Annotated in this window: 23 protein-coding genes; 21 read left to right on the forward strand and 2 right to left on the reverse strand. The window is 56.2% G+C overall.

Annotated features, from left to right (window positions below):
• The first annotated feature begins 34 nt into the window (after positions 1 to 34).
• The 21 genes from rfbA (at position 35) to QTI51_RS28880 (ending at position 20786) form a co-directional block, all read left to right on the forward strand.
• Complete coding sequence (gene rfbA / locus QTI51_RS28780; protein ID WP_286516984.1) at positions 35 to 931, forward strand: glucose-1-phosphate thymidylyltransferase RfbA; 897 nt, start codon at positions 35 to 37, stop codon at positions 929 to 931.
• On the forward strand, positions 928 to 1476 hold the full coding sequence (rfbC, locus tag QTI51_RS28785) for a dTDP-4-dehydrorhamnose 3,5-epimerase (RefSeq protein WP_286516983.1): 549 nt from the start codon (positions 928 to 930) through the stop codon (positions 1474 to 1476). Before rfbA ends, rfbC begins: the two co-directional genes overlap by 4 nt.
• 96 nt (positions 1477 to 1572) lie before the next feature.
• Positions 1573 to 3183: a glycosyltransferase family protein gene (locus QTI51_RS28790; protein WP_286516982.1), complete on the forward strand. Its 1611-nt coding sequence runs from the start codon at positions 1573 to 1575 to the stop codon at positions 3181 to 3183.
• 52 nt (positions 3184 to 3235) lie between these two features.
• Positions 3236 to 4204 (forward strand): hypothetical protein, encoded by a 969-nt coding sequence (locus QTI51_RS28795; protein ID WP_286516981.1) that lies wholly within the window; start codon positions 3236 to 3238, stop codon positions 4202 to 4204.
• 49 nt (positions 4205 to 4253) lie between these two features.
• A complete protein-coding gene (locus QTI51_RS28800) occupies positions 4254 to 5522 on the forward strand; it encodes an FkbM family methyltransferase (protein ID WP_286516980.1) in 1269 nt (422 codons plus the stop codon).
• Positions 5523 to 5570: 48 nt separating this feature from the next.
• Positions 5571 to 6971, forward strand: a complete 1401-nt coding sequence (locus QTI51_RS28805; protein WP_286516979.1) for a hypothetical protein — start codon at positions 5571 to 5573, stop codon at positions 6969 to 6971.
• A gap of 37 nt (positions 6972 to 7008) precedes the next feature.
• On the forward strand, positions 7009 to 7779 hold the full coding sequence (rfbF, locus tag QTI51_RS28810; RefSeq protein ID WP_145761863.1) for a glucose-1-phosphate cytidylyltransferase: 771 nt from the start codon (positions 7009 to 7011) through the stop codon (positions 7777 to 7779).
• On the forward strand, positions 7779 to 8861 hold the full coding sequence (gene rfbG / locus QTI51_RS28815) for a CDP-glucose 4,6-dehydratase (RefSeq protein WP_286516977.1): 1083 nt from the start codon (positions 7779 to 7781) through the stop codon (positions 8859 to 8861). Before rfbF ends, rfbG begins: the two co-directional genes overlap by 1 nt.
• On the forward strand, positions 8854 to 10185 hold the full coding sequence (gene rfbH / locus QTI51_RS28820; RefSeq protein WP_286516976.1) for a lipopolysaccharide biosynthesis protein RfbH: 1332 nt from the start codon (positions 8854 to 8856) through the stop codon (positions 10183 to 10185). The genes rfbG and rfbH overlap by 8 nt, the downstream gene beginning before the upstream one ends.
• Before the next feature lie 13 nt (positions 10186 to 10198).
• Positions 10199 to 11239 (forward strand): NAD-dependent epimerase/dehydratase family protein, encoded by a 1041-nt coding sequence (locus tag QTI51_RS28825; protein WP_286516975.1) that lies wholly within the window; start codon positions 10199 to 10201, stop codon positions 11237 to 11239.
• Complete coding sequence (locus QTI51_RS28830) at positions 11229 to 12041, forward strand: transketolase (protein WP_286516974.1); 813 nt, start codon at positions 11229 to 11231, stop codon at positions 12039 to 12041. Before QTI51_RS28825 ends, QTI51_RS28830 begins: the two co-directional genes overlap by 11 nt.
• Positions 12038 to 12955: a transketolase family protein gene (locus tag QTI51_RS28835; RefSeq protein ID WP_286516973.1), complete on the forward strand. Its 918-nt coding sequence runs from the start codon at positions 12038 to 12040 to the stop codon at positions 12953 to 12955. The genes QTI51_RS28830 and QTI51_RS28835 overlap by 4 nt, the downstream gene beginning before the upstream one ends.
• A 32-nt stretch (positions 12956 to 12987) precedes the next feature.
• Entirely contained in the window at positions 12988 to 13338 is a 351-nt protein-coding gene (locus QTI51_RS28840; RefSeq protein WP_286547667.1) for a GtrA family protein, read from the forward strand.
• Positions 13335 to 14267, forward strand: coding sequence for a glycosyltransferase family 2 protein (locus tag QTI51_RS28845; protein ID WP_286516971.1), 933 nt, complete (start codon positions 13335 to 13337; stop codon positions 14265 to 14267). Before QTI51_RS28840 ends, QTI51_RS28845 begins: the two co-directional genes overlap by 4 nt.
• Positions 14268 to 14701: 434 nt before the next feature.
• A complete protein-coding gene (locus QTI51_RS28850; protein WP_286516970.1) occupies positions 14702 to 15097 on the forward strand; it encodes a transposase in 396 nt (131 codons plus the stop codon).
• Positions 15098 to 15109: 12 nt separating this feature from the next.
• A complete protein-coding gene (gene tnpB / locus QTI51_RS28855) occupies positions 15110 to 15451 on the forward strand; it encodes an IS66 family insertion sequence element accessory protein TnpB (protein WP_286516969.1) in 342 nt (113 codons plus the stop codon).
• 80 nt (positions 15452 to 15531) lie between these two features.
• Positions 15532 to 17139, forward strand: coding sequence for an IS66 family transposase (tnpC, locus tag QTI51_RS28860; protein WP_286516968.1), 1608 nt, complete (start codon positions 15532 to 15534; stop codon positions 17137 to 17139).
• A gap of 11 nt (positions 17140 to 17150) precedes the next feature.
• On the forward strand, positions 17151 to 17654 hold the full coding sequence (locus QTI51_RS28865; protein ID WP_286516967.1) for a hypothetical protein: 504 nt from the start codon (positions 17151 to 17153) through the stop codon (positions 17652 to 17654).
• Positions 17651 to 17878, forward strand: a complete 228-nt coding sequence (locus tag QTI51_RS28870; RefSeq protein WP_286516966.1) for a hypothetical protein — start codon at positions 17651 to 17653, stop codon at positions 17876 to 17878. Before QTI51_RS28865 ends, QTI51_RS28870 begins: the two co-directional genes overlap by 4 nt.
• A 389-nt stretch (positions 17879 to 18267) precedes the next feature.
• Complete coding sequence (locus QTI51_RS28875) at positions 18268 to 19620, forward strand: rhamnosyltransferase WsaF family glycosyltransferase (protein ID WP_286516965.1); 1353 nt, start codon at positions 18268 to 18270, stop codon at positions 19618 to 19620.
• A 95-nt stretch (positions 19621 to 19715) separates the two neighbouring features.
• Positions 19716 to 20786: a glycosyltransferase gene (locus QTI51_RS28880; protein ID WP_286516964.1), complete on the forward strand. Its 1071-nt coding sequence runs from the start codon at positions 19716 to 19718 to the stop codon at positions 20784 to 20786.
• A gap of 3 nt (positions 20787 to 20789) precedes the next feature.
• On the opposite strand, the gene QTI51_RS28885 is transcribed toward QTI51_RS28880, so the two are convergent.
• Positions 20790 to 21491 (reverse strand): ABC transporter ATP-binding protein, encoded by a 702-nt coding sequence (locus tag QTI51_RS28885; protein ID WP_286516963.1) that lies wholly within the window; start codon positions 21489 to 21491, stop codon positions 20790 to 20792.
• A 3-nt stretch (positions 21492 to 21494) separates the two neighbouring features.
• On the reverse strand, positions 21495 to 22298 hold the full coding sequence (locus QTI51_RS28890) for an ABC transporter permease (protein ID WP_286516962.1): 804 nt from the start codon (positions 22296 to 22298) through the stop codon (positions 21495 to 21497).
• Positions 22299 to 22429 lie beyond the last annotated feature (131 nt).

Here is a 22429-nt window from a genome sequence, read left to right on the forward strand (position 1 = left end):
ACGACAAGAAGCGAATTCACACGAGAAGAAACGCATGACCACGACAACGCAACGCAAGGGCATCATCCTGGCCGGTGGATCGGGCACCCGCCTGCACCCGGCCACGCTGGCCATGAGCAAGCAACTGCTGCCGGTGTACGACAAGCCGATGATCTATTACCCGCTCAGCACGCTGATGCTCGGCGGCATGCGCGACATTTTGATCATCAGCACGCCGCAGGACACGCCGCGCTTCCAGCAGCTGCTGGGCGACGGCAGCCAGTGGGGCATCAACCTGCAGTACGCGGTGCAGCCGAGCCCGGACGGGCTGGCGCAGGCGTTCATCATCGGTGAACAGTTCGTGGGGAATTCGCCGAGTGCGCTGGTTTTGGGTGACAACATCTTCTATGGCCATGACTTGGCCCATCTGCTCGAAGGAGCAGACGCAAAGGACGCTGGTGCCACGGTGTTTGCCTACCATGTGCATGATCCGGAGCGCTATGGCGTGGTCGCATTCGATGCCCAAGGCAAGGCAAGCAGCATCGAAGAGAAGCCGGTCAAGCCCAAGAGCAGTTATGCGGTGACTGGGCTCTACTTCTACGACAACCAAGTGCTCGATATTGCAAAGGCAGTTAAGCCAAGCGAACGTGGTGAACTGGAAATTACCGCGGTCAATCAGGCTTACCTGGACCAGGGAGAGCTCAACGTCCAGATCATGCAGCGCGGATATGCGTGGCTCGACACGGGAACGCATGAGAGCTTGCTGGAAGCGGGGCAATTCATTGCCACGCTGGAGCACCGGCAAGGGCTGAAGATTGCCTGCCCGGAAGAAATCGCATGGCGGCATGGATTCATCGACCGCGATCAGCTTGCGAAGCTTGCTGCGCCGCTTCAGAAGAACGGCTATGGCAAATATCTAAATCACTTGCTGGCCGAAGAGGTGCGCTCGTGAAAGCCACCCCCACCGCGATTCCTGACGTGCTGATCATCGAGCCCAAAGTGTTCGGTGACGACCGTGGTTTCTTTTTCGAGAGTTTCAATCAGGCCGCGTTTGACGCCGCAGTTGGAAAGCACGTCTCTTTCGTGCAGGACAACCATTCAAGGTCTGCAAAAGGCGTGCTGCGTGGACTTCATTACCAGATCCAGCAGCCGCAAGGAAAGCTGGTGAGGGTGACGCGCGGGGCTGTCTATGACGTAGCAGTCGACATTCGCAAATCATCCCCAACGTTCGGTCAATGGGTCGGCGTGGAGCTAAGCGAGCAAAACCAGAAGCAGTTCTGGGTTCCTGCAGGGTTTGCACATGGATTTTTGGTAATGAGCGACTCTGCAGATTTTCTATACAAAACAACTGAATATTATGCGCCGGCCCACGAGAAATGTATTGCGTGGAACGACACTGACTTGAATATTCAGTGGCGTGTCTCTGGACTGGAGCCTACGCTCTCTAAAAAAGATCAGCAAGGTTCTATATTTCGTGATGCTGTCGTCTTTGACTAAGTCGAATGTTTTGACGCGCTGAGTGCGGGCAATTAAAATTAAATCGAAGTGCTTGAGCCAAATTTTTGGATCAAGAGATGTAAAGGATTCTGACTGATGACCAAAGTTGTGCCGAGTCCTTATTGGGCAATAGCAAAAATTGCCGCCTCCGCATTATTTGATGTTGACTATTATTTGACGAAGTATCCAGATGTGGCGCTCGCCAAGCTCGATCCATATGAACACTATTGTTCATACGGATGGAAAGAAGGTCGGGACCCGAGTTCGGATTTCAGCACGAAATTTTATCTCCAAGCCAATCCAGACGTAGCTGCGTCAAAGATAAATCCGTTAGAGCATTACGCAGCAAATGGCATAAAGGAGGGGCGTGCGGCATTTCCTCCACATAGCGCAGAAAGCGGTAAGAGCGTTGTGCTGGCCGCGCGCCCGGCTCGAGTGCGCGCGTTGGACTGGTTGCCAGTAGTTGATATCAACTCGCCACTTGATCGTGAGGCACTGAGACTGCTATTGGCTTCGGCATTCGAAAAGAACCCTGCCGAAGTCGGGGTTTCAATGAGTCACGATCAATACACCAAGAGTGTGGGGGGGGTGCAGACATCTATTTCGATCGAGCAGGAGGCATTGACATCGGCTGGCTGGACTTATGTCCACCTTTGCCCCGCTTTGCCCTTACCGTTTTTGGCAGATCCTGTGTCCGAAGACGCCACTTTTTTTGTCTTGACCCTGAATGGGAGACGCGAGGGTGTAGTCAGGCTGAGCGACCTATTAGCGGTCATTCCGCCGGCCGCGTCCGAGCAGGCGAAATCAATACATTTGATCGTTCATCATTTGATGGGTCTTGCTGTAGACGCCGTATTACGTGTCTCTAAGATCTGCAATGGTGGCCCTCCGATCGTTTGGGTGCATGATTTTTTCAGTCTTTGTACTAATCCTTTTTTACTGCGCAATGACAGGACATTCTGCAACGCGCCGTCCGAGTCATCGTCTGCCTGCCTCGTTTGTTGTGAAGGTGCCGGTCGCGGGGCTCATCTGGAGTCAATGCGGCGTTTTTTTGATCAGCTCTGCCCAGTCGTTCTTGCGCCGTCCTCGACGGCTATGAATTTCTGGAAAATCAAGGGCGGTTTTACATATTCCAAAGCGATCGTAATTCCTTTAGCGCAGGTTGAACTCGGTGTGCTTGAGTCAGGTAGGGAGAAGAGGCCCTTGCGAGTGGCTCACCTGGGCGCCGCGGCGCCGCATAAGGGCTGGGCCACTTTTGTGAAGCTGATCGAACGTCACGGCAGGGACGAGCGATATGAATTCTTTCGCCTTGGGTATGGAACTTCGATGTTAGACGGGTTGACCGAGGTCGTAGTTGAGGTCGGTCCCGGCAAAGTGGATGCGATGATCAACGCCGTTCGTGAGCATGAGATCGACGTTGTCATCAATTGGTCGAATTGCTTCGAGACCTTCTCGTTCATCACTTTAGAGGCACTTGCAGCGGGAGCATTTGTCGTGGCCCGAAGGGATGCTGGGAATGTTTGGCCGGCTGTTGTGGCAGCGGACAGTTCTAGAGGTATTGCCATCTCAACAGAGATCGAACTGAGAGCTCTGTTTGCCACTGGAAAAGTCGCCGAGCTTGCCTCGGCAGCTATGACTCGCGGCAAGCTTCACCGGTCTCGCGGTACCGCAGACTTTCTATTAAAGAAAGAATTGTCCCTTGTCTAATACCCATTGCTACACCAGTATCTCGTTCAGTTACCTTGACAGAGCTCGGGTCTTGGCAGAGACGATTCGAAAACATCACCCGGATTGGGTGCTTTGGCTGTGTCTGTCTGACCAAGAGCCGGAGGGCTTCGAATTCGATTTGGATTCAGAAGAGTTTGACCATGTTGTCCGAGTCTGGGAACTAGATGTTCCAGGGCATCATTCTTGGGTTTTTGGTCACGACGTGGTTGAGCTTTGCACCGCGGTGAAAGGACCAATGCTGCAGAGAATTTTGGCTAGCGGTGCAGAGCGAGTGCTATACATTGATCCGGATATTGCGCTTTTTGCACCATTGGTTCATGTCGAAGAATTGCTTGAGACCAAGGCAGTTGTTTTAACGCCGCATTTGTTGTCACCGGAGCGTACGCGTAGTGGCGTGGTAGACAACGAGATTTCGTGCTTGAAACATGGCGTGTACAACCTTGGATTTGTGGCAGTCAGAAACTGCCCCGACGGAAACAATTTCGCAAACTGGTGGGCAGATCGACTGCGGGAGTTTTGCCACGACGACATTCCGAACGGGCTGTTCACGGACCAACGCTGGTGTGACCTTGCGCCAGCGCTTTTCGACAATGTGTCGGTTTTGAGAGATCCGGGATATAACGTTGCCAGTTGGAATATAGATAATCGACCGATTTCAATTTCCGATGGCGGTGAGATATTTGCTGGCGATGCATTACTACGATTTTTTCACTTCACCAAAGTTAATTCGGTTGGCGAGGCTCAATTAGATCGTTATTCGAGAGGGCGACCGGAGGTTTTTGAGCTTTTGAGATGGTATAGATCGCGGTTGATTCATCATGCGAGTAAAAGTCTTCCGGCCGGATGGTGGCGCTACAGTCACTATGACGACGGCATGATTATTTCAAGGCCGCATCGAATTTGCTGGCGCCAGAGGCCCGATTTGCACGAGAAGTTCGCTGATCCTTTTTCTGTCGGCCCGGACACTTTTCGATCATGGTACGAGAGCAATGTTCGCTAACACGTAACTTGTCTTTCGAAATGACCTTTTAATCTATGCATTGGCTTCAATGAAATTTATTGATACTCGATATGGATCACTTTGTGTTCCTGACGCGGCTGGCGATTTGATCGGGCGGTTTTTGTCTACCTACGGCGAATGGGCGCACGACGAGGTGAGATTCGTTGCGAACGCGTTGCCTAAGAAGCCTGTGCGCGTCTTGGACGTGGGATCTTTTGTCGGTACGTTCGGCATGGGACTTATTGCCGAAGCTGAAGTGGCCTCCATTACCTTTATCGAGGCTAATCCGATCGTGGCAGAGGCATTGCGGTCCAATGTCAAAAATCTTGTGAGTATTCCAGCGACTGTAATAGAGGCGGCCGTTTCTCCAGACGGAAAAGAGATGAAGGGGAGATTCGACGAAGACAATCTCGGGTCCTTGTCTTTTGCTGAAACTCAAGAAAAGGGGCGGGCCGCCGTTGCGGCCATCACTAATTTTGTTAAGTTGTCTGACGTTGTTCGAGAAAAGGGGGGCTTTGATCTAATAAAAATGGACGTCGAAGGTCTGGAGCGTCTAATACTTGAATCTGAGCTATCGCTCATGTCGCCTGAAGGACCTTCATTTTGGCTCGAATGTAACGAAGAACCTGGTGTTCTGGGGCTTGTAGATTTGCTGATTTCAGCAGGTTTGTCCGTGCACTATTTTGCATTTCCTGCCTTTTCGCCAAATAATTTTCGCGGGCAGGAAGATCAGATTTTTCCTTGGGCCTACGAATCGGGTTTATGGGCAAGCCGAGGGGATGCCCCCACACTATCGGCGACTCTGGTGAAACACCAATGCATTCTGAAGGCAATTAATTCTCGCGAGGATCTTCGTCTTGCACTTTGGCAGACACCTAGATGGGGTCGCCGTGAATGGCAGGACGCAACTCCGAGCACATTGGTGGCGGAGGCTGGCCATTTGGTGCGGGGAGAAACCTACGATGATTTCCTGAAAGCGCTTCCGCTATCTCCAAGGCCCAGTGTGCACGAATTGCAACTCGCCATGGAGGCGTTGCGCGGCGAGTTACGTGCTACGCAAACAATCTTAGGTGATGTCGAACTGCAACTTACGCAAGCCAAAGCGAATGCGCGTGCGCTGGATGCGAGCCGTGCCGTAGCTGAGCAGTTTGAGGTGGCGCTTTCTTTGTTGAAATCGAAACTAGACGCCATTGAAGATAGCACTTATTGGCGAGTTGGAAAACGAGCTCGGAATTTTTTCTCTAGGCATCCAAAACTAAAAAATGCTGTGAGATTTGTGTTAGCTCGAGTTTATCGAACTATTGCAGCCGCGAAGTAACTCCAGCGCTGTGTGCACGCGTTGTTTTTATTAGAAATAGAGCCTTTTTTGAATTACACCACCTTAGCATCGACAGCAGTAATGGGACGGGAACGCTCGTTCCGAAGTGGTTCATTCGTTGTCTACATTTTTGCGCTAGCGGTCGTGGCCCTGGTAAGTGTCGCCTCTTACCCAGGATTCATGTCTTTTGATTCAGTTGAGGCGCTACGTCAGGCCAGGGAGGGTGTTCAAGGATCGCAGTACCCGCCTTTCGGCAGTTACGTATGGCGCATTTTCGATTGGATATGGCCTGGTCCGACGCTGATGCAGATATTTCAAAATGGAACACTGTTACTGTCGTTTGGCTGGATACTGAACAACATCGGATGGCCCATTTTCGTTCGCCTGATTGTCCTAGCACTGTTTTCGGCATTGCCTGCGCTACTAGGGACAATGTTGGTGGTTTGGAAGGATGTTGCAGTAGCCGCTTTTTATATGCTGAGTCTGGCGCTAGCTTTCGAAATTTCCTCATCCAGTCGCCGGAAGAAATGGCTGACGGCTGCGGCGGTCTTTTTTTTGTTTTGTGGGATGGCTTATAGGTTTAATGCAGCGAGCGGTGCATTGCCAATAATGATCTACATTTTCTTCGTGAATCGAGGGGGAGCTTCTGCGAAGGAAGGTCTTCTGATAATTAGCGCGAAGGCTTTTGCTGCTCTGCTTTTACTGTTTTCATTGGTATGGGTTGTCAATAGTTTTAGATTTCCAGAATTTACTAGGCTGGAAAAGAATACGAACATGGCCAGCATCATGCGCTACGATCTTGTTGGTATTTCCGTTTATTCGGGAGTGAGTTTTGTAGATGACAAATCGGGAAATCCTGTTGATCCGAAATATCTTGAGAAGATATATGATGCTCGGCATTTAAATATCACCAGTCACAATGACTCTGAAGGTCGAATTGCCGACGAGGTAGATAATTTGTTTGGACGATGGATTGCTGCTATTTCCAAAAATCCCGTTGCTTACTTAAAGCACCGATTCGCGGTGTTTTCGGAATATATTGGGTTGCACAATCGAGAGATTTTTTACGTGACACACCCAAATGTAGATGAGAATAAGCTTGGGGTGTCTCAAACTCCCAATCGCCTTACTCCTGTTTTGGTGAATTACGTGGTTTCGTTTAAGCAAAGTCTTTTGGATCGAGCTTGGATTTATTATTTGGCCGGCATGCTTGCGCTGCTTTCCGCATTTGTTCGCGGACCGGCTATGCGGTATCGAGTTGAGGCGGCCGTCGCATTGGGCAGCGCGTTACTATATCTGGCACCGATGTATTTTATAACTCCCGCAGGAGATTTAAGGTACAACTTCTGGAGTATTAGTGGCGCGCTCGTCTGTTTGGTTTTCGTGTTTGCAGGTCATTTTGCATATCGACGAGACAAAAATGTCAGCAGCCCAAGTTCTGCCAATTGATGCAATGCTATTGAACTCGTTTAATTAAGTTAATAAAATGAAAGCTGTAATATTGGCCGGAGGACTGGGGACTAGGATTTCTGAGGAAACTCATCTGAAGCCCAAGCCAATGATTGAAGTGGGTGGAAAGCCTGTCCTTTGGCATATTATGAAGATATATTCCGCGCATGGAATCCATGATTTCATCATTTGCTGTGGATACAAGGGCTACGTGATTAAGGAGTATTTCGCAAATTACTTTTTGCACATGTCGGATGTTACTTTTGATATGGAGCGAAATGAAATGCACGTGCATCAGCGATATGCTGAGCCGTGGAAGGTGACCCTGGTCGATACCGGTGACGATACAATGACCGGAGGACGGCTCAAGCGGGTCGCTGAGCATCTTCAAGGCGAGAGCGATTTTTGCTTTACGTACGGCGATGGTGTTAGTGACATCAATATTACGCAGTTGGTCGAATTTCATAGGGCAAGCAAGCTTAAGGCGACGCTGACTGCAACGTTACCCCCTGGTCGTTTTGGGGCGCTCGAGTTGCAAGATGACAAAGTCAGGGCGTTTCAAGAAAAACCAAAGGGCGATGGTGGCCATATAAATGGGGGATTTTTCGTTTTATCTCCATCCGTGATTGACTACATCGACGGCGATCAAACCATCTGGGAGCGTGATCCTCTTGAGCGTTTGGCCCGAGAGGCACAACTTGGTGCGTACAAGCACGACGGGTTCTGGCAACCAATGGATACGTTGCGCGACAAGATGCACTTGGAAGAGCTTTGGCAAAGTGGCAACGCGCCGTGGAAAGCTTGGTAATGACGGAATCCTTTTGGTCGGGACGGCGCGTGTTCCTTACGGGGCACACCGGGTTTAAAGGCGGGTGGCTGGCGCTTTGGCTCGGCAAGCGGGGCGCGAAAGTGACCGGCTATGCGCTGGAACCCGCCTATGCACCTAGTCTTCACTCGCTCACTGCTCCGGCCAGTTCGACGGAGTCCCTCATCGGTGACATTCGCGACTTGGATCGATTGCGTGCCACAGTGAGCGCATGCGCGCCAGAAGTGGTTTTCCACCTTGCAGCTCAGCCTCTTGTGCGGCGCTCCTATGTCGATCCGGTCGAGACCTACTCCACTAATGTCATGGGGACAGTAAATCTCTTGGAGGCCGTTCGTTCTTGCGATTCGATCCGCTCGGTTGTCATCGTCACGAGTGACAAGTGTTATGAGAATCGCGAATGGCCTTGGGGGTATCGCGAAAACGAACCGATGGGTGGTTACGATCCTTACAGCAACAGCAAGGGATGCGCGGAATTGATCTCCGCCTCTTATCGCTCTTCGTTTTTCAATGAGGATCGCTACAGCCAGCACGGTGTTGCATTAGCAACCGCACGCGCAGGCAATGTGATCGGCGGCGGCGATTGGTCTGTCGATCGGCTGGTACCAGACCTGTTGCGTGCGTTTGGTGATCAGCGTGATTCAGTTATTCGCAATCCCGGGGCGATTCGTCCATGGCAGCACGTACTAGAGCCCCTGCGAGGCTACATGATGTTGGCGGAAAAGTTGTACTCCGAGGGGCCGGCATGGGCGCAGGCATGGAATTTCGGCCCGAATGATTCAGACGCTCGTCCGGTGTCTTGGATTGCCGATCAACTTGCTGTGCTTTGGGGTAACGGCGCCCGATGGCGAACTGAAACAGAGATCGCCCAGCCCCATGAGGCCAACTGGCTAAAGCTTGATTGCTCAAAGGCTCGGCAAGACTTGGGGTGGATCCCTCGATGGGATCTCACCAGAAGTCTGGCTGCAATCGTCGACTGGCAGCAAGCTTGGATTGAAGGCTGCGAGATGGCCGAATACACCCACAAACAAATCGAACAATACGAAAGCACCATCACCCATGACTGAAGTCTCATTTCAAAAAAACGAACTCCGCAAAAAGATTCTTGCGCTGGTGGCCGAGTACGGTGAACTGGCTGGTAAGCCGCAACCTTTCGTGCCCGGCGAGACGCTGATCCCGCCTTCTGGCAAGGTCGTCGGAACGCCAGAAATGCAGATGATGGTTGATGCTTCGCTTGACGCGTGGTTGACTACTGGGCGTTTCAATACGTTGTTCGAAAGTCGTCTTGCTCAGTACTTGGGTGTCAAGCATCTGATGACCGTCAACTCCGGCTCGTCCGCTAATCTAGTAGCGTTCTCGACGCTGACCTCGCCCAAGCTCGGAGACCGAGCAATCAAGCCTGGTGACGAAGTCATCGGCGTGGCCGCGGGCTTCCCCACCACCGTCAACCCGATCTTGCAATGCGGCGCTGTGCCTGTCTTCGTCGACGTGCATATTCCCACCTACAACATCGATCCCGATTTGCTCGAAGCCGCCATTGGCCCCCGCACCAAGGCAATCATGTTGGCTCACACGCTGGGTAACCCGTACAACCTGAAGGTAGTGAAGGCGGCTTGCCAGAAGCATGGGCTGTGGCTAGTCGAGGACTGCTGCGACGCGCTCGGCGCGCGCTACGAGGGTCAACTAGTTGGAACATTCGGTGATATCGGCACGTTGAGTTTTTATCCCGCTCACCACATCACGATGGGTGAGGGTGGTGCGGTATTTACAAACAGCGATGAACTGCGGTTGATTGCTGAATCCATTCGTGACTGGGGTCGTGACTGCTACTGCCCACCTGGCAAGGACAATACATGCGGTAAGCGCTTTTGTTGGAAGCTGGGCGATCTGCCCGAGGGATACGATCACAAGTACACGTATTCTCACCTCGGCTATAACCTGAAGATTACCGACATGCAGGCCGCTTGCGGGCTTGCTCAACTCGACCGACTTGACGGATTTATTGAGGCTCGAAAGAAAAACTTCAATTACCTCAAGGACAGGTTGCGCAACGCTGAAGAGTTTTTGGAGTTGCCTGAAGCGACACCCGGCTCTGAGCCGTCGTGGTTTGGTTTTCCCATTACTTTGCGCGAGTCGGCGAACACGCGCCGGGTCGATCTTTTGACATATCTCGATCAGCAGAAAGTTGGGACGCGCCTGCTCTTTGCCGGAAATCTTCTTCGCCAGCCCTACATGATTGGTCGCAATTATCGAGTGGTAGGAGAGCTGAAGAATACCGATCGGATCATGAACGACACTTTCTGGATTGGCGTCTATCCTGGCTTGACCGAATCCATGTTGGATCACACGATCGAGAGCATCGAAACATATTTGGGACTGCGATTTGACTGATCCATGTCAGCCGGTGCCACCGGTAGATCTGGAAGAGGTTCTTCGCTTTACCGCCAACGATGTCTGGGAAGGGTTGCGAGGCCAGTCGCTTTTCTTAACTGGCGGCACAGGTTTCATTGGCAAGTGGCTGCTGGAATGCCTTCTGCATGCCAATCGTGAGATGGGTCTTGGCCTTTCGTTAACTATATTGACGCGAGATCCGGATAAGTTTGTGCGCGCCAGTGCTCACCTCGCAAAGGCGGCGGCTGTTGATTTGGTTCGGGGCGATGTCGTTGACTTCGAGTTTCCAATTGGTAGGTTTTCCTCAGTCATCCATGCTGCCTTGCCGGTTTCTTCGCCGCAGTCGGCTGGCGCTGGGCTCGTAAAACTGGCCGAGGCGGGCGCGCGTCGTGTTTGCGACTTTGCCTCGACCAGCGGCGCGGGGCGACTTCTTCACATCAGTTCTGGCGCTGTATACGGGCCACAGGCAACTGCGGCACCCTTGTCGGAAACCTTGAGGTGGAGCGATACAGAAGAAGTCAACGACTACACCCGTGCCAAGCGAGCAGCTGAAGCAGTGGTGAGGCAGGGGGGCGCGCCATTTGATGCGGTTATCGCGCGCTGTTTCGCGTTCATAGGGCCTTGCATGCGCTCGTCGAGTGGCTCGGCGGCAGCCCAGTTCATCGAGATGGCTGGGCAGGGTGGCGGTATCGTCGTGCAGGGCACGGGCGACGCAGTGCGCAGCTATCAGTATGCGAGCGACATGGCGCGCTGGTTGCTTAGTTGTCTGGTGCTTGGTAAGCCCGGCGGCGTTTACAACGTTGGCGACGACACCAGCATCACGATCGCCGAACTGGCCTCGGAGGTAACGCGCCTCGCCGAGACGGGGGTGCCGGTGCATATCGCCGGACAGTCGGCGCCCGGTCTTGCCGGGCAGCGCTATGTGCCCGATCTGCGACGCGCCTCCGACGAACTTGGTCTGCGCAATGTCGTGAGTCTCCAGGAAGGGATTCGACGAACTCTCGCCTGGCGAAAAGCTCCGGGCTTCTTTGAAGTATTCGAACATGAAACCTGAATTTAACCCCTCAAGTTTGCGCAAGACGGTGGTCGAGATGGCTTTCGCGGGTAATGCGGTACATCTTGGTTGTGCTTTCTCCATCATCGAGTTGCTGTCGTGCCTGTACAGCCGCCACATGCGCTACGACGAGAGCAATCCCGACGATCCTTCTCGGGACTATCTTGTGCTAAGCAAGGGCCACGGCGTCATGGCGCAGTACGCTTGCCTCTATGAACTGGGATGGTTAGAGCGTCATGACATCGACAGCTATTTTCACGATGGCTCTCGTCTCAAGGGATTGTCGGATGCGCATGTGCCGGGATGCGAAGTGACGTCCGGCTCGCTGGGCCACGGGCTCTCCGTGAGCGTTGGGCTCGCGCTCGCGGCTGCGCGCAAAAAAAGCGGGCAGAGATGCTATGTCGTCATCGGTGACGGTGAGATCAATGAAGGCCCGATCTGGGAGGGGCTTTTGTTTGCTGCTCATGCGAAGTTGGACAACCTCATGGTTATCGTGGATGCCAATGGCTTTCAGGCTATGGGGACTACGGACGAAGTGATGCAACTCGGTGACCTCAATGCGAAATTTGCCGCCTTCGACTTTGACGTGCTCGCTGTTGACGGGCACGACATGGGCGCGATATCAGAGGCGATCGATGCACTCGAGGCTATAAATAATGGCCGCCCCAAAGCACTGGTAGCTAAGACGGTCAAGGGCAAGGGCGTCTCTTATATGGAGAACGTCAATGCGTGGCACTACTCACGTTTGAATCCGGACCTATACGCACAAGCGCTGCGCGAAATCGAAGGAGCGTCAGCATGAGGGCCGCATTTTCAAGCGCGCTGATCGAGGCTGCGGTCAATGACGAACGCGTGGTGCTCTTGACTGGAGACCACGGGTATGCTCTTTTTGATGAGTTTCGCAAACGTTGCCCACATCAGTACATCAATGCGGGCATTGCCGAGCAAAATATGGTCGGTGTTGCCGCCGGTCTAGCAAAGGCCGGGCTTCGTCCAATTGTTTACGGACTCAGCGCGTTCGTTCCGGTGCGCGTACTTGAGCAGATCAAAATCGATGTCTGCTACGAGAAGCTGCCAGTCATATTCACGGGCGATGGAGCGGGCTTGGTCTACAGCACGCTCGGCACGAGTCATCAGAGCTTTGAAGATATCGCGTGCCTACGTGCAGTTCCGTACATCGACATCATGTCGCCGTGCGATGCGCACGAATTGACCGCATGCATGAGGATGGCGTTGGAACTGGAAGCGCCAGTCTATTTCCGAATGGGCAAAGCCGATGTAGGGCCGGTACATTCGTCGCTGCCTAAGCTCAAGCGGGGGGGGCTGACGCAAGTCCGTACTGGCAATTATCCTGTCGTGCTGATCGCTACAGGTTCCATGGTCAAGACGGCATGCGCGCTGGGCGACGAGCTCGATGCCTCTGTATGGAGCGCGCCGTGGATCAAGCCGCTCGATGCGGTTCAGTTGGGCGGATTGGCTACCAGCGCGACAGCGTTCATCACGATGGAAGAACACTCCTCTGTAGGAGGGCTGGGCGGCGCGGTTGTTGAGGCGATCTCCGAAACGACCCCGATTCCAGTACTCCGCATTGGTATTGGTCAGCGCTTTTCCGAAACTTGCGGCAGCCATGCTCATGCAATGCGCGAGCACGGCCTCGATTTTTCGGCTGTACGTGAACGTGTAATACCCTTCGCGGCGAAATGGAAGGCTGTGTGATTGGCGGGCCTCATAACCTACTGAAGTCGCAATTGCTTCGATTCTTGATCGTGGGAGGCATTAACACCGTCGTAGGTTATGCAATTTTTGCTATTTTGGTTCGACTGGGCCTGCCGTTTCCTATTGCGATCGGATTGGCTACGATCATTGGAATGGCCTTCAACTTTCAGAGTACAGGGCGTCTAGTTTTTGGCGGCGCCCCTTTGTCGTTGCTGGGCCGTTTTATAGCCGCCTATGTCGTGGTGTACCTTATCAATGTTGGATCCGTTGCACTACTTCTACGTGCGGGATTCGACGTCTATGTCGCGAATGCACTAGTCATTCTTCCTCTGGCGCTGCTTTCATTCGTTCTCCAGCGCCGATTCGTCTTTGGAACGTCATGAAACATATCACCGTCGTCACGCCTTGCTACAACGAGGAAGACAACGTCGAAGAGGTCTACCGTCAAACGCGAGCGATCTTTGCAAAGATCGAGGGATTGACTTATGAGCATTTATTCATTGACAACGCTTCGACGGACCGTACGCCAACTCTCTTGCGCGAGTTAGCTGCGGCAGACCCCGGCGTTAAGGTGATTTTGAATGCTCGCAACTTCGGCCATATTCGCTCGCCTTTTTACGGCCTACTTCAGGCGCGCGGGGACGCGGCGATTTTGCTCGTGGCTGACTTGCAGGATCCGCCGGGCCTCATTAATGAGTTTGTGGGCAAGTGGCTGCAGGGCACGAAGCTTGTGGTGGGTGTCAAGCCGACCGCGGACGAATCCGGACTAATGTTCACAATTCGCAGGGCTTACTACCGAACAGTGACCCGCATAGCGGACGTCAAGTTGATTCAAAACTTTACCGGCTTCGGCCTCTACGACAGACAAGTGCTGGAGGTACTAAGGCGTATTGACGATCCGTACCCCTATCTACGCGGATTGGTTTCCGAGGTTGGCTTCGAAGCGGTGCAGATACCCTACAACCAGCCTCGCCGAAAACGCGGCATCACCAAGAACAACTTTTATACTCTTTACGACATCGCGATGCTTGGGGTCACCTCGCACTCGCGGGTCCCATTGCGTATAGCAACGATGGCAGGTTTCGCTCTTTCTGGAATAAGCCTCGCTGTCTCATTGCTATACCTTCTGTTAAAAGTAATTTTTTGGACCAAATTTTCTGCGGGTCTGGCGCCAATTCTCATTGGCATGTTTTTCTTTGCATCGGTGCAGTTATTCTTCATCGGACTGTTGGGTGAATATGTCGGTGCAATTCTTACGCACGTGATGAAGCGTCCGCTAGTCGTAGAACGCGAACGTCTAAACTTCGACTGACCGCCAACGTGAAACCCTCGCGCTTATTCATGCCGGTGCTGATGCAATATGGTTGGGTAACACGAAGAATTCGAATTCTCTACCCGCTGTGGCACGCCTCAATTAGTGCCCTTCACTGGCGGGGTGGATTTTTCGCTTCATAGACTCGCCAAATCCGAAAAAGCGACAGTCACCGAACTTCACGAAATCCATCTACCAACCACGGTTCGGGTTTAGGCCAACCTCGTTTATCCGCATCTGTCGCCACACTGCTGGCAGTCACGATGGTCTTTACCACAGGCGCTCAACCGTCGAATATTGCAGCGTCGGCTAGCTGATTATTGATGCGTGAAAATATCTCATCGCACCAAAGCCGTGAGCGTCCAGCCATCCCATCTTGCGCCCGCCGCGGCGTCCTCTGAGGATGGCGTCCACCTAATTTCTGGCGGACGCCTATGCATCCCAATACTCCCAGTCGCCGAGTCCACAGTGCCGAGTTCAAGGCGCGCATCCTGGCCGAGTACCGGCAGCCCGGCGCGTCGGTCTCGGCCGTGGCTATCGCGCACGGCCTGAACACCAACGTCGTGCGCAAGTGGCTCACGGGCCGCGGCCTCAAGCGCATGGGCATCGCGGCGCCCACAGCAGTCATCGGTGCCGTGCCTGCCCTGCAGTTCGTGCCTGTGGAGTTGCCGCGCTCCGAGCCCGCGGTCACTGCCCCTGCATCCGAGCCCGACATCCGCATTGAACTCCAGCGCGGCGGCCTGCACGTCAAGCTCCAGTGCACTGCCTGCGCCGGCGCGCTGTACGCCGCACAACTGCGCGCGCTGGCCGATGCCCTGTGCGCCGTCTGAGGAGCCCGCCTGTTGATCCGCATCGACACGCTGTGGCTGTGCACCCAGCCGCAGGACATGCGCGCCGGCCCCGACCGCTTGCTCAACATCGTCGTCAATACCGTCGGCGCGGCGCGTGCGCACCATGGCTACTTGTTCGCTAACTTGCGCGCCATGCGCATCAAGCTGCTCGTGCACGATGCCTTCGGCGTATGGTGCGCCACGCGTCGCCTGCACACTGGACGCTTCGCCTGGCTGGAGAGCGCGCCAGGGCAGGCAGCAACGCTGCAGTTGAGCGCGCAGCAGTTCGAGGCCCTGGCGGTCGGCCTGCCATGGCAGCGCCTGGGCGAACTCAGCGTCATCAGCCGATCATGAGGTCCCGGGCAGCCCAGCCTCGCCGTTGACATCGCATCTGCCGATACGCAGCGCGGCCCGACTCGGGCAACATGCCGGGCATGCTCGGCGACACCGCTGCCTTCCCGATCGACATGGCACAACTGCCATCGGAGGCGGCTGCGCTGATCGCACGACTGCGCCAGCAGGTGCAGGCCCAGGCGCGCGAGATCGCCTGGGCGCACGCCAAGCTGGACAAGGTCAACTTAGAGCTCGCCCGCCTCAAGCGCTGGAAGTTCGGCGCCAAGACCGAGGCCATGACGGCCCGGCAGCGCGCCCTGTTCCAGGAGGCGTTGGTTGAAGACGAGGCCAGCCTACGGGCGCAACTGGCCGAGTTGCAGCGCGATATGCCGCAAGTGCCCAAGACCCCGAAGGCAACCCCGCGCCGGCCACGCCGCGAGAAGCTGCCCGAGCACCTGGAGCGCGTCGAGCATCGCCACGAACCTGAGGACACTAACTGCCCGAACGCGGAGTGCGGCCAGCCCATGCAGCGCGTTGGCGATGACATCAGCGAGAAGCTGGACCTCGTGCCTGCCAGCTTCTTCGTGCACCGGCACATCTATGGCAAGTGGGCTTGCCGGTGTTGCCAGCAGATCCGCCAGGAGCCGGCCGAGCCGGATGTGGTGGACGGCGGCATCCCGGCCAGCGGGCTGGTGGCGCACACGCTGATCAGCCGCTTCGTCGATCACCTGCCGTACTACCGGCAAGAGCCCATCAACGCGCGCTCGGGCGTGCGCACGCCGCGCTCGACGCTGGCTGCCTGGGGTGGTGCCGGCGACGCCAAGCTCGAGCTGCTGTACGAGGCGCACCGGCGCTTCATCCTCAGCTGCCGAGTGCTGCATGCCGATGAAACGCCGGTGCCGCTACTCGATCCAGGCTCGGGCAAGACGAAGAAGGCCTACGTCTGGGCCTGGGCGCGCAGCCATCACGATCCGCAGCCGGGCGTGATCTACGAGTTCTGCCTGGGACGAGGGTCCCAGTACCCGGTGGCCTTCCTCGCCGGCAAGGGGCCGCCATGTTCAGAGGCGGCCTGGAACGGCACCGTGGTCACCGACCAGTACGCGGGCTACAACGCCGTACTGGACGCGAAGGTCTACCCGCAGCGCCGCTCGGCGTTCTGCACGGCGCATGCCAGGCGGTACTTCGAGGAGCTCAGCCGCGGCGGGCACAGTGCCAGCGCCGTGGCCACCGAGGCGTTGCAGCGCTGGGCACGGATCTACCGCGCCGAGGGAGCCTTCGCCGAGATGGACCACGGCGAGCGTCGAAACGCCCGCCAGCAACTGAGCAAACCGCTGTGGGACGAGTTCGAGCTGTGGCTGAAGCTGCAGCGCACGCAAGTGCTCGACGGCAGCAGGATCGCCGAGGCGATCGACTACAGCATGAACGCCTGGGCGGTGCTGACGCTGCACCTGGATGACGGCATGGTGGCGATGGACAACAACTTGATCGAGCGGCAGATCAAGCCGTGGAAGCTCGGCGCGAAGAACTGGCTGTTCGTAGGCAGCGAGTTGGCCGGCCAGCGCGCAGCGGTGGTGATGAGCCTCGTGCAGTCAGCGAAGCTCAACGGTCTGGATCCGTGGGCGTATCTGCGCGACGTGCTGGCGCGCATCCACTCGCACCCGAGCCATCGTATCGATGAACTGCTGCCGCATCGCTGGCGGCCAAGTTGAGGGGGACGGACGTGATCACGCAGGCCGTGATGGTCCAGGCGGACATCGACGTCAAGCGCATGAGCCAGACACAGAAGGTAGCCTTGGCCGACGAGATCTTCCTGCGGCAGCCCAACATGCTCGCCTCGATCCTTGCGCTGCCTCGCATGGGCGTCGGCATGGTGCAACTGGAGGTCCCGCTGCACATCCTGCTAGTGACCTTCCAGGCGATGAAGCTCAGCGGCCTTGCGTGGCCGATCGTCTCGGAGGACGTGCAGGAGACGTGCATGCAGCGCTTGACGGCGCGCGCCCGCTTCAACGAGGGACTGCCGGGCGAACTGGCCGACCAGGTCGTGCAGCAGTTCTGCGATGAGCACCCCGAACGCTATCTGCTCGCCTTCGTCTACGGATACCTCGGCGAGCACGACTTGCTGGGCGTGTGCACCGACGCCGAGAAGTACCTGATGCTGGCCGCTCTCAACCTCGTGGAGTGCGTCGCCTTCGCCGCACCCATGCCCTTGTCTGGCAAAACATGAAGAATATCGAGGCACTGATCGACGACGGCGGCGAGATCACGGTTGGCGCGATCGCATCGATCCAGTGCGCCGCCACTGCCGCCGACGGCTCTAACGCGCTGGCCATGCTGGTGAGGCGTGAAGGTGAGACTCTCAACGCATTGCTCAAGCGCCTGGACAAGGCCATCGCCAAGTTCTACGAAGACGGCGAGCCTACCGACGAGATCAACGGTGCTGCCGCTTGAAAACGTCGCCGTCAACATGCGACGGCAGGACGCTCACCCAAAGCCTGCAAGAACGTTTGATCTTTGGAGTACTCGCCGCCGCGATACCCGTCTTGGCAGTGCTTGTCACATTGAAGGAGCCGGCGCTTAAGCGTTTAACTGCGGTACAACTCGCGCGCTGCTTACCAGCCATCATTGCCTTGATGCCTTATTAGAGTAGAAAGTCGACTTCAAGCTGCCGGGCGCGCCATGCGCCTATCACACTAGGCATGGCCCAACAATCGCGCGGCTTAGTCTAAGAGTCCCCGGCGCACGCGTGGATAATCGGTTATTTCGGCGGAACCTACGATGAATGTTCTTCAAAAGCCGCATATCGGACAACGGACCTCAGTGTGTGAGGAAAAAAGTAAATGAGTGTGCGTGCGCGCCGACTTTTGGCATTCTGGAAAGAGAACGGAACCTCGGCCACAGTGCGGCTCTTCCGCACGAAGTTGGGCGCCGCGATTGCGGGGCGGCCCGTGCTTAACAAGATCAAGGCGGGGTCTTTGATTGCTGGAGTGTCTGGGCCGCCGGGGACTGTTGATGACATCATTCGACACAAGTTTCCCAACCTCCAGCCTATGTCGACCTACCTGATCCCGAAGCCTTCGCTGTCGCGTGTCAGCCTAGTCACCGACAGCATCGGCAGTGGCAGCCTCTTCGGTGGTGTTGGCACCGCATTGCTGTTCGCTGCGCAGTTGGCCAACCGGATGAATGCAACGCTGCGGGTCGTGACGCGTACAGAAGTGCCGTCGCCAAAGAATGCTTCACAGGTTTTGGATGCTTACGGAATCGAACTCCTTCACGAGGTCCAGTTCTCCTATGCGCCGATCCCGAACGACAACGAGAAACCCGTGCCGATAGCTGGAGCAGTCGCGGGCCTGGACATCGTTCCCGATGAGATGTTCGTCACCACGTCATGGTGGACGACCGCCGCCGCACTGCCCAGCGTTCCGCATGCTTCGATCATCTATCTGCTGCAGGAAGACGAGCGAATGTTTTATCCGTTCGGGGAAGAACGCGTTCAGTGCGAGCGCATTCTGCGCAATCAGGACATCCGGTTCGTCGTCAACACGCGCCTCCTGTACGACCACCTTAGAGCCGACGGCATGGAGCAGCTGGAGAGAAATGGATGCTGGTTCGAGCCGTCGTTTCCTAAGTCGCTGTTTCACGAGCGTCAGCGCGCGTTGGGCGGCAAAAAGCGCTTCTTCTTTTATGCACGGCCATACAACCCGCGCAACCTGTTTCATGTAGGGCTTGACATCATCGATCACGCTGTCAACAAGGGCATCCTCGACCTCGAGCAATGGGACATTTTTCTTGTTGGCAAGGACATTCCCAATGTGACATTCGGGAATGGCTATGTGCCCAAGCGCTGTGAAGGGCTCAACTGGGAGGCCTACGCTGACCTGGCAGGAACGATCGATCTCGGGCTCTCGCTGATGTACACGCCGCACCCCAGCTACCCGCCGTTCGACCTTGCGGCAAGCGGCGCGGTCGTGGTGACCAACAAGTTCGCCAACAAGCAGGATCTGTCCAACTACTCGCGCAACATCATTTGTGCCGAACTGAACACCGATGCGCTTGTCGACGCGCTTCGTGAGGGTGTGGCGCTTGCTGAAGACACGGAAGCACGCAAGCGTAATTTCGCAGCCAACGGTTTGGGTGCGGACTGGACCCAGTCGTTCGAGGAAACCCTTCGGTTGCTCACCTCGGGACGCTGATGTTTGCCCTGGACATTCCTCCCGTACCTTACGCGGACCCGTGGCTGCAGCCGCTGTCGACTCGGCTGTCCATGTTGTACAGAAGCAAGGTCCGCGTGGCCTACTTCTACGAAGAGCCCAACAACAGCACCTTCCGCTACCGTGCCTACAACATGGTCCAGGTGCTGAATGAGCCTGACGCAGGCGACGTATCGGCCAGCTATTTTTTCCTGTCGGACAGCGATCGATTCGACGAGATTGCAGACGCCGCTGACCTGCTGGTGATCTGCCGGTCACGGTACTGCCATCAGGTGAATGGCCTGATCACCAAGTTCAGGGCGCGCGGCAAGCGCGTGTTGTTCGATGTCGACGACCTCGTGGTCGACACGGACTATGCGCACCTGGTCGTGGCAACCCTGGGCCTCGATGTCACGCAGAAAGGGGTATGGGACGACTGGTTCGCAATGATTGCGCGCATGCACCAGACGCTGCGTCTGTGCGACGGTGCCATCACGACCAACGAGTTTCTGGCGGAAAAGATCGCAGCTTGTTCCGGACTCCCGGTCGCAGTTGTTCCGAATTTCATGAACAAGGAGCAACTTGCCGTGGCCGAGAAGGTCTTTGCTGCAAAAGAGCGCGCGCGCTTTGCCAGCAGAGGAAAGATGACTCTCGGGTACTTCAGCGGCTCACCGTCACATCGCCTCGACTATGCGCTCGTGGAGCCCGCGCTGGCCGATGTGCTGGCCGAGCGGCCAGACGTGGAGGTCATGGTTGTCGGCTACATTGACCATGGTCCGGTGATGCGCGAGTTTGCCGATCGCATCAGCCGCCAGCCTTTTCAAGACTACGTGAATCTTCAGCGGCTGCTGGGCACGGTCGAGTTCAATCTCATGCCGCTCCAGTCGAATGCGTTCACGGACTGCAAGTCGGAACTCAAGTACTTCGAGGCCGCGAGCGTTGGCACCTTGAGCATTGCGTCGCCCAGCTTCACCTATCGACGGGCCATTCGCGATGGAGAGAATGGCTATCTCTCGAAGGCTCATGAATGGACCGAGGCGATCCTGCGAGCGGTGGACCGCACTGCATCGTATGAAGCGATGGCTCTGGACGCACGGCAGGACGCGTTGCTGAAGTTCGGCTGGCAGAACCAGACCGAGACGATCCTCAACGCGTTCGATATCGCCTAGACCTCAGCGCTCGACGATCCGCCCGTGCTCCATGTGGATCACGCGGTTGCACTCCTTGGCAATCAGCTCCGGCGAGTGCGACGCCAGGACCAGGATGCCCGACTTGGAGACAACGTCGCGCATTCGCTTTTCAGCCTTTTCGGTGAACTCGGCATCGCCCACCGACAGCCACTCGTCCATCAGCAGGATGTCAGCCTCAACGCTGGTCGAGATCGAGAAGGCGAGCCGCATCATCATGCCGGTCGAGTAGGTGCGAACCGGCATGTTGACGTACTCGCCCAGGCCGCTGAATTCGCAGATATCGGGTGTGAGCCGGTCGACCTCTTTCTTGCTCATGCCCATCACGAGGCCGCGCAGCATGATGTTCTCTACGCCAGTGGCGTCCATCTCGATGCCCAATGCAGGGTCGATCAGGCTGGCCACCGAGCCCTGGCGTGTGAACTCGCCCGAAGAAGGCTCGTAGACACCCGCCAGCGTGCGCAGCAGCGTGGACTTGCCGGCACCGTTGTGACCAATGAGGCCCAGCCGGTCGCCGCTCTTGAGTTCGATGTTGAGGCCGCTGAGCGCCTGCACGACAGTGACGCCGGTTTCCTTGCCGAAGCGCCCCCCGGTGACCGAGGCGGCCAGCGTTTTCTTCAGCGATGCCGAGCCGGCCCCGTAGATGGGAAAGCTGACCGAAACGTTCTTGAGTGAAATGGATGCCATGGATCAGAGCCAGTAGACGACGCGGCGGCGGTATTTGAAGAACAGCACGCTCGCGAGCGACAGGCACAGCACGGTCCAGAAGCCGATCCCGATCCAGCTGTGTAGATGGGCTTCTCCGCCCATGAGCGGCGTGCGCAGAAGGTCGAGCATCTGTGCGAAAGGGTTCCACAGCACGTACTTGGCGCGACCAGGAAGGTTTTCCGGCAGCCAGAACACGGGGGTCAGGAACATCAGCATCTGCATGATGCTGGTCACGATCTGGGTCACGTCGCGGTAGCGGGTGCAAATGAGCCCCAGCAGCAGGCCGAGCGCATGCGCGTTGATGACGAGGATCAGGAAGGCGGGAATGATCAGAAGGACGGACCACGACAGAGTGATGCCGGCCCAAAGCGCGACGGGGACGTACAGCACGATCTGGTGGGCGAACTGGATCAGGTTGCGCGCCAGAGCCCGCCATACGAAGAGGCTTATCGGAAAGTAGCCTTGCTTCAGGTAGTTGGATGAACCCACGAAGGCGTTGCAGGCATCGGTGACGATGGTGGAGAAAAGGCCCCAGAAGATCACGCCAAGCGCGAGATGGGGAAAGAACTTGTCCAGCTGGGTGCCGAAGAGCGATGCATACAGCGGGCCCATGCCGCCGATCATGATGCCCATGCTCAGTGTGAGCCAGATGGGCCCGAGCATGGAACGCCTGTAGCGCAGGACAATGTCGAACCAGGCGAGGGTCCACCAGATGTCGGTGCGGCGTGTGCCTTCCCACCAGTCAGCCCAGGCGCTGCGGTGAAGGTTGGAATGAACTTGGCTCATGTGCGTTGATATGAGTCTGCTGGGCGGACGGCAGCGTCTTCGCCCCTGCGGCCTCCGGACTGCACCTTGACGGGAGCAAATGCCGCGTGGGCGTCGCGGGAGGGCGACCTCATTTCTATCCTTTGTGTGAA

It is taken from the genome of Variovorax sp. J22G73, assembly GCF_030317035.1.
GTDB lineage: Bacteria > Pseudomonadota > Gammaproteobacteria > Burkholderiales > Burkholderiaceae_C > Variovorax.

Excerpts from the sequence above, each read along its gene's own strand:
- rfbA (WP_286516984.1), top strand. The coding sequence starts at position 35 with ATGACCACGACAACGCAACGCAAGGGCATCATCCTGGCCGGTGGATCG.
- QTI51_RS28790 (WP_286516982.1), top strand. The coding sequence starts at position 1,573 with ATGACCAAAGTTGTGCCGAGTCCTTATTGGGCAATAGCAAAAATTGCC.
- QTI51_RS28800 (WP_286516980.1), top strand. The coding sequence starts at position 4,254 with ATGAAATTTATTGATACTCGATATGGATCACTTTGTGTTCCTGACGCG.
- rfbF (WP_145761863.1), top strand. The coding sequence starts at position 7,009 with ATGAAAGCTGTAATATTGGCCGGAGGACTGGGGACTAGGATTTCTGAG.
- rfbG (WP_286516977.1), top strand. The coding sequence starts at position 7,779 with ATGACGGAATCCTTTTGGTCGGGACGGCGCGTGTTCCTTACGGGGCAC.
- rfbH (WP_286516976.1), top strand. The coding sequence starts at position 8,854 with ATGACTGAAGTCTCATTTCAAAAAAACGAACTCCGCAAAAAGATTCTT.
- QTI51_RS28830 (WP_286516974.1), top strand. The coding sequence starts at position 11,229 with ATGAAACCTGAATTTAACCCCTCAAGTTTGCGCAAGACGGTGGTCGAG.
- QTI51_RS28835 (WP_286516973.1), top strand. The coding sequence starts at position 12,038 with ATGAGGGCCGCATTTTCAAGCGCGCTGATCGAGGCTGCGGTCAATGAC.
- QTI51_RS28845 (WP_286516971.1), top strand. The coding sequence starts at position 13,335 with ATGAAACATATCACCGTCGTCACGCCTTGCTACAACGAGGAAGACAAC.
- QTI51_RS28850 (WP_286516970.1), top strand. The coding sequence starts at position 14,702 with ATGCATCCCAATACTCCCAGTCGCCGAGTCCACAGTGCCGAGTTCAAG.
- tnpC (WP_286516968.1), top strand. The coding sequence starts at position 15,532 with ATGCTCGGCGACACCGCTGCCTTCCCGATCGACATGGCACAACTGCCA.
- QTI51_RS28870 (WP_286516966.1), top strand. The coding sequence starts at position 17,651 with ATGAAGAATATCGAGGCACTGATCGACGACGGCGGCGAGATCACGGTT.
- QTI51_RS28875 (WP_286516965.1), top strand. The coding sequence starts at position 18,268 with ATGAGTGTGCGTGCGCGCCGACTTTTGGCATTCTGGAAAGAGAACGGA.
- QTI51_RS28885 (WP_286516963.1), bottom strand. The coding sequence starts at position 21,491 with ATGGCATCCATTTCACTCAAGAACGTTTCGGTCAGCTTTCCCATCTAC.
- QTI51_RS28890 (WP_286516962.1), bottom strand. The coding sequence starts at position 22,298 with ATGAGCCAAGTTCATTCCAACCTTCACCGCAGCGCCTGGGCTGACTGG.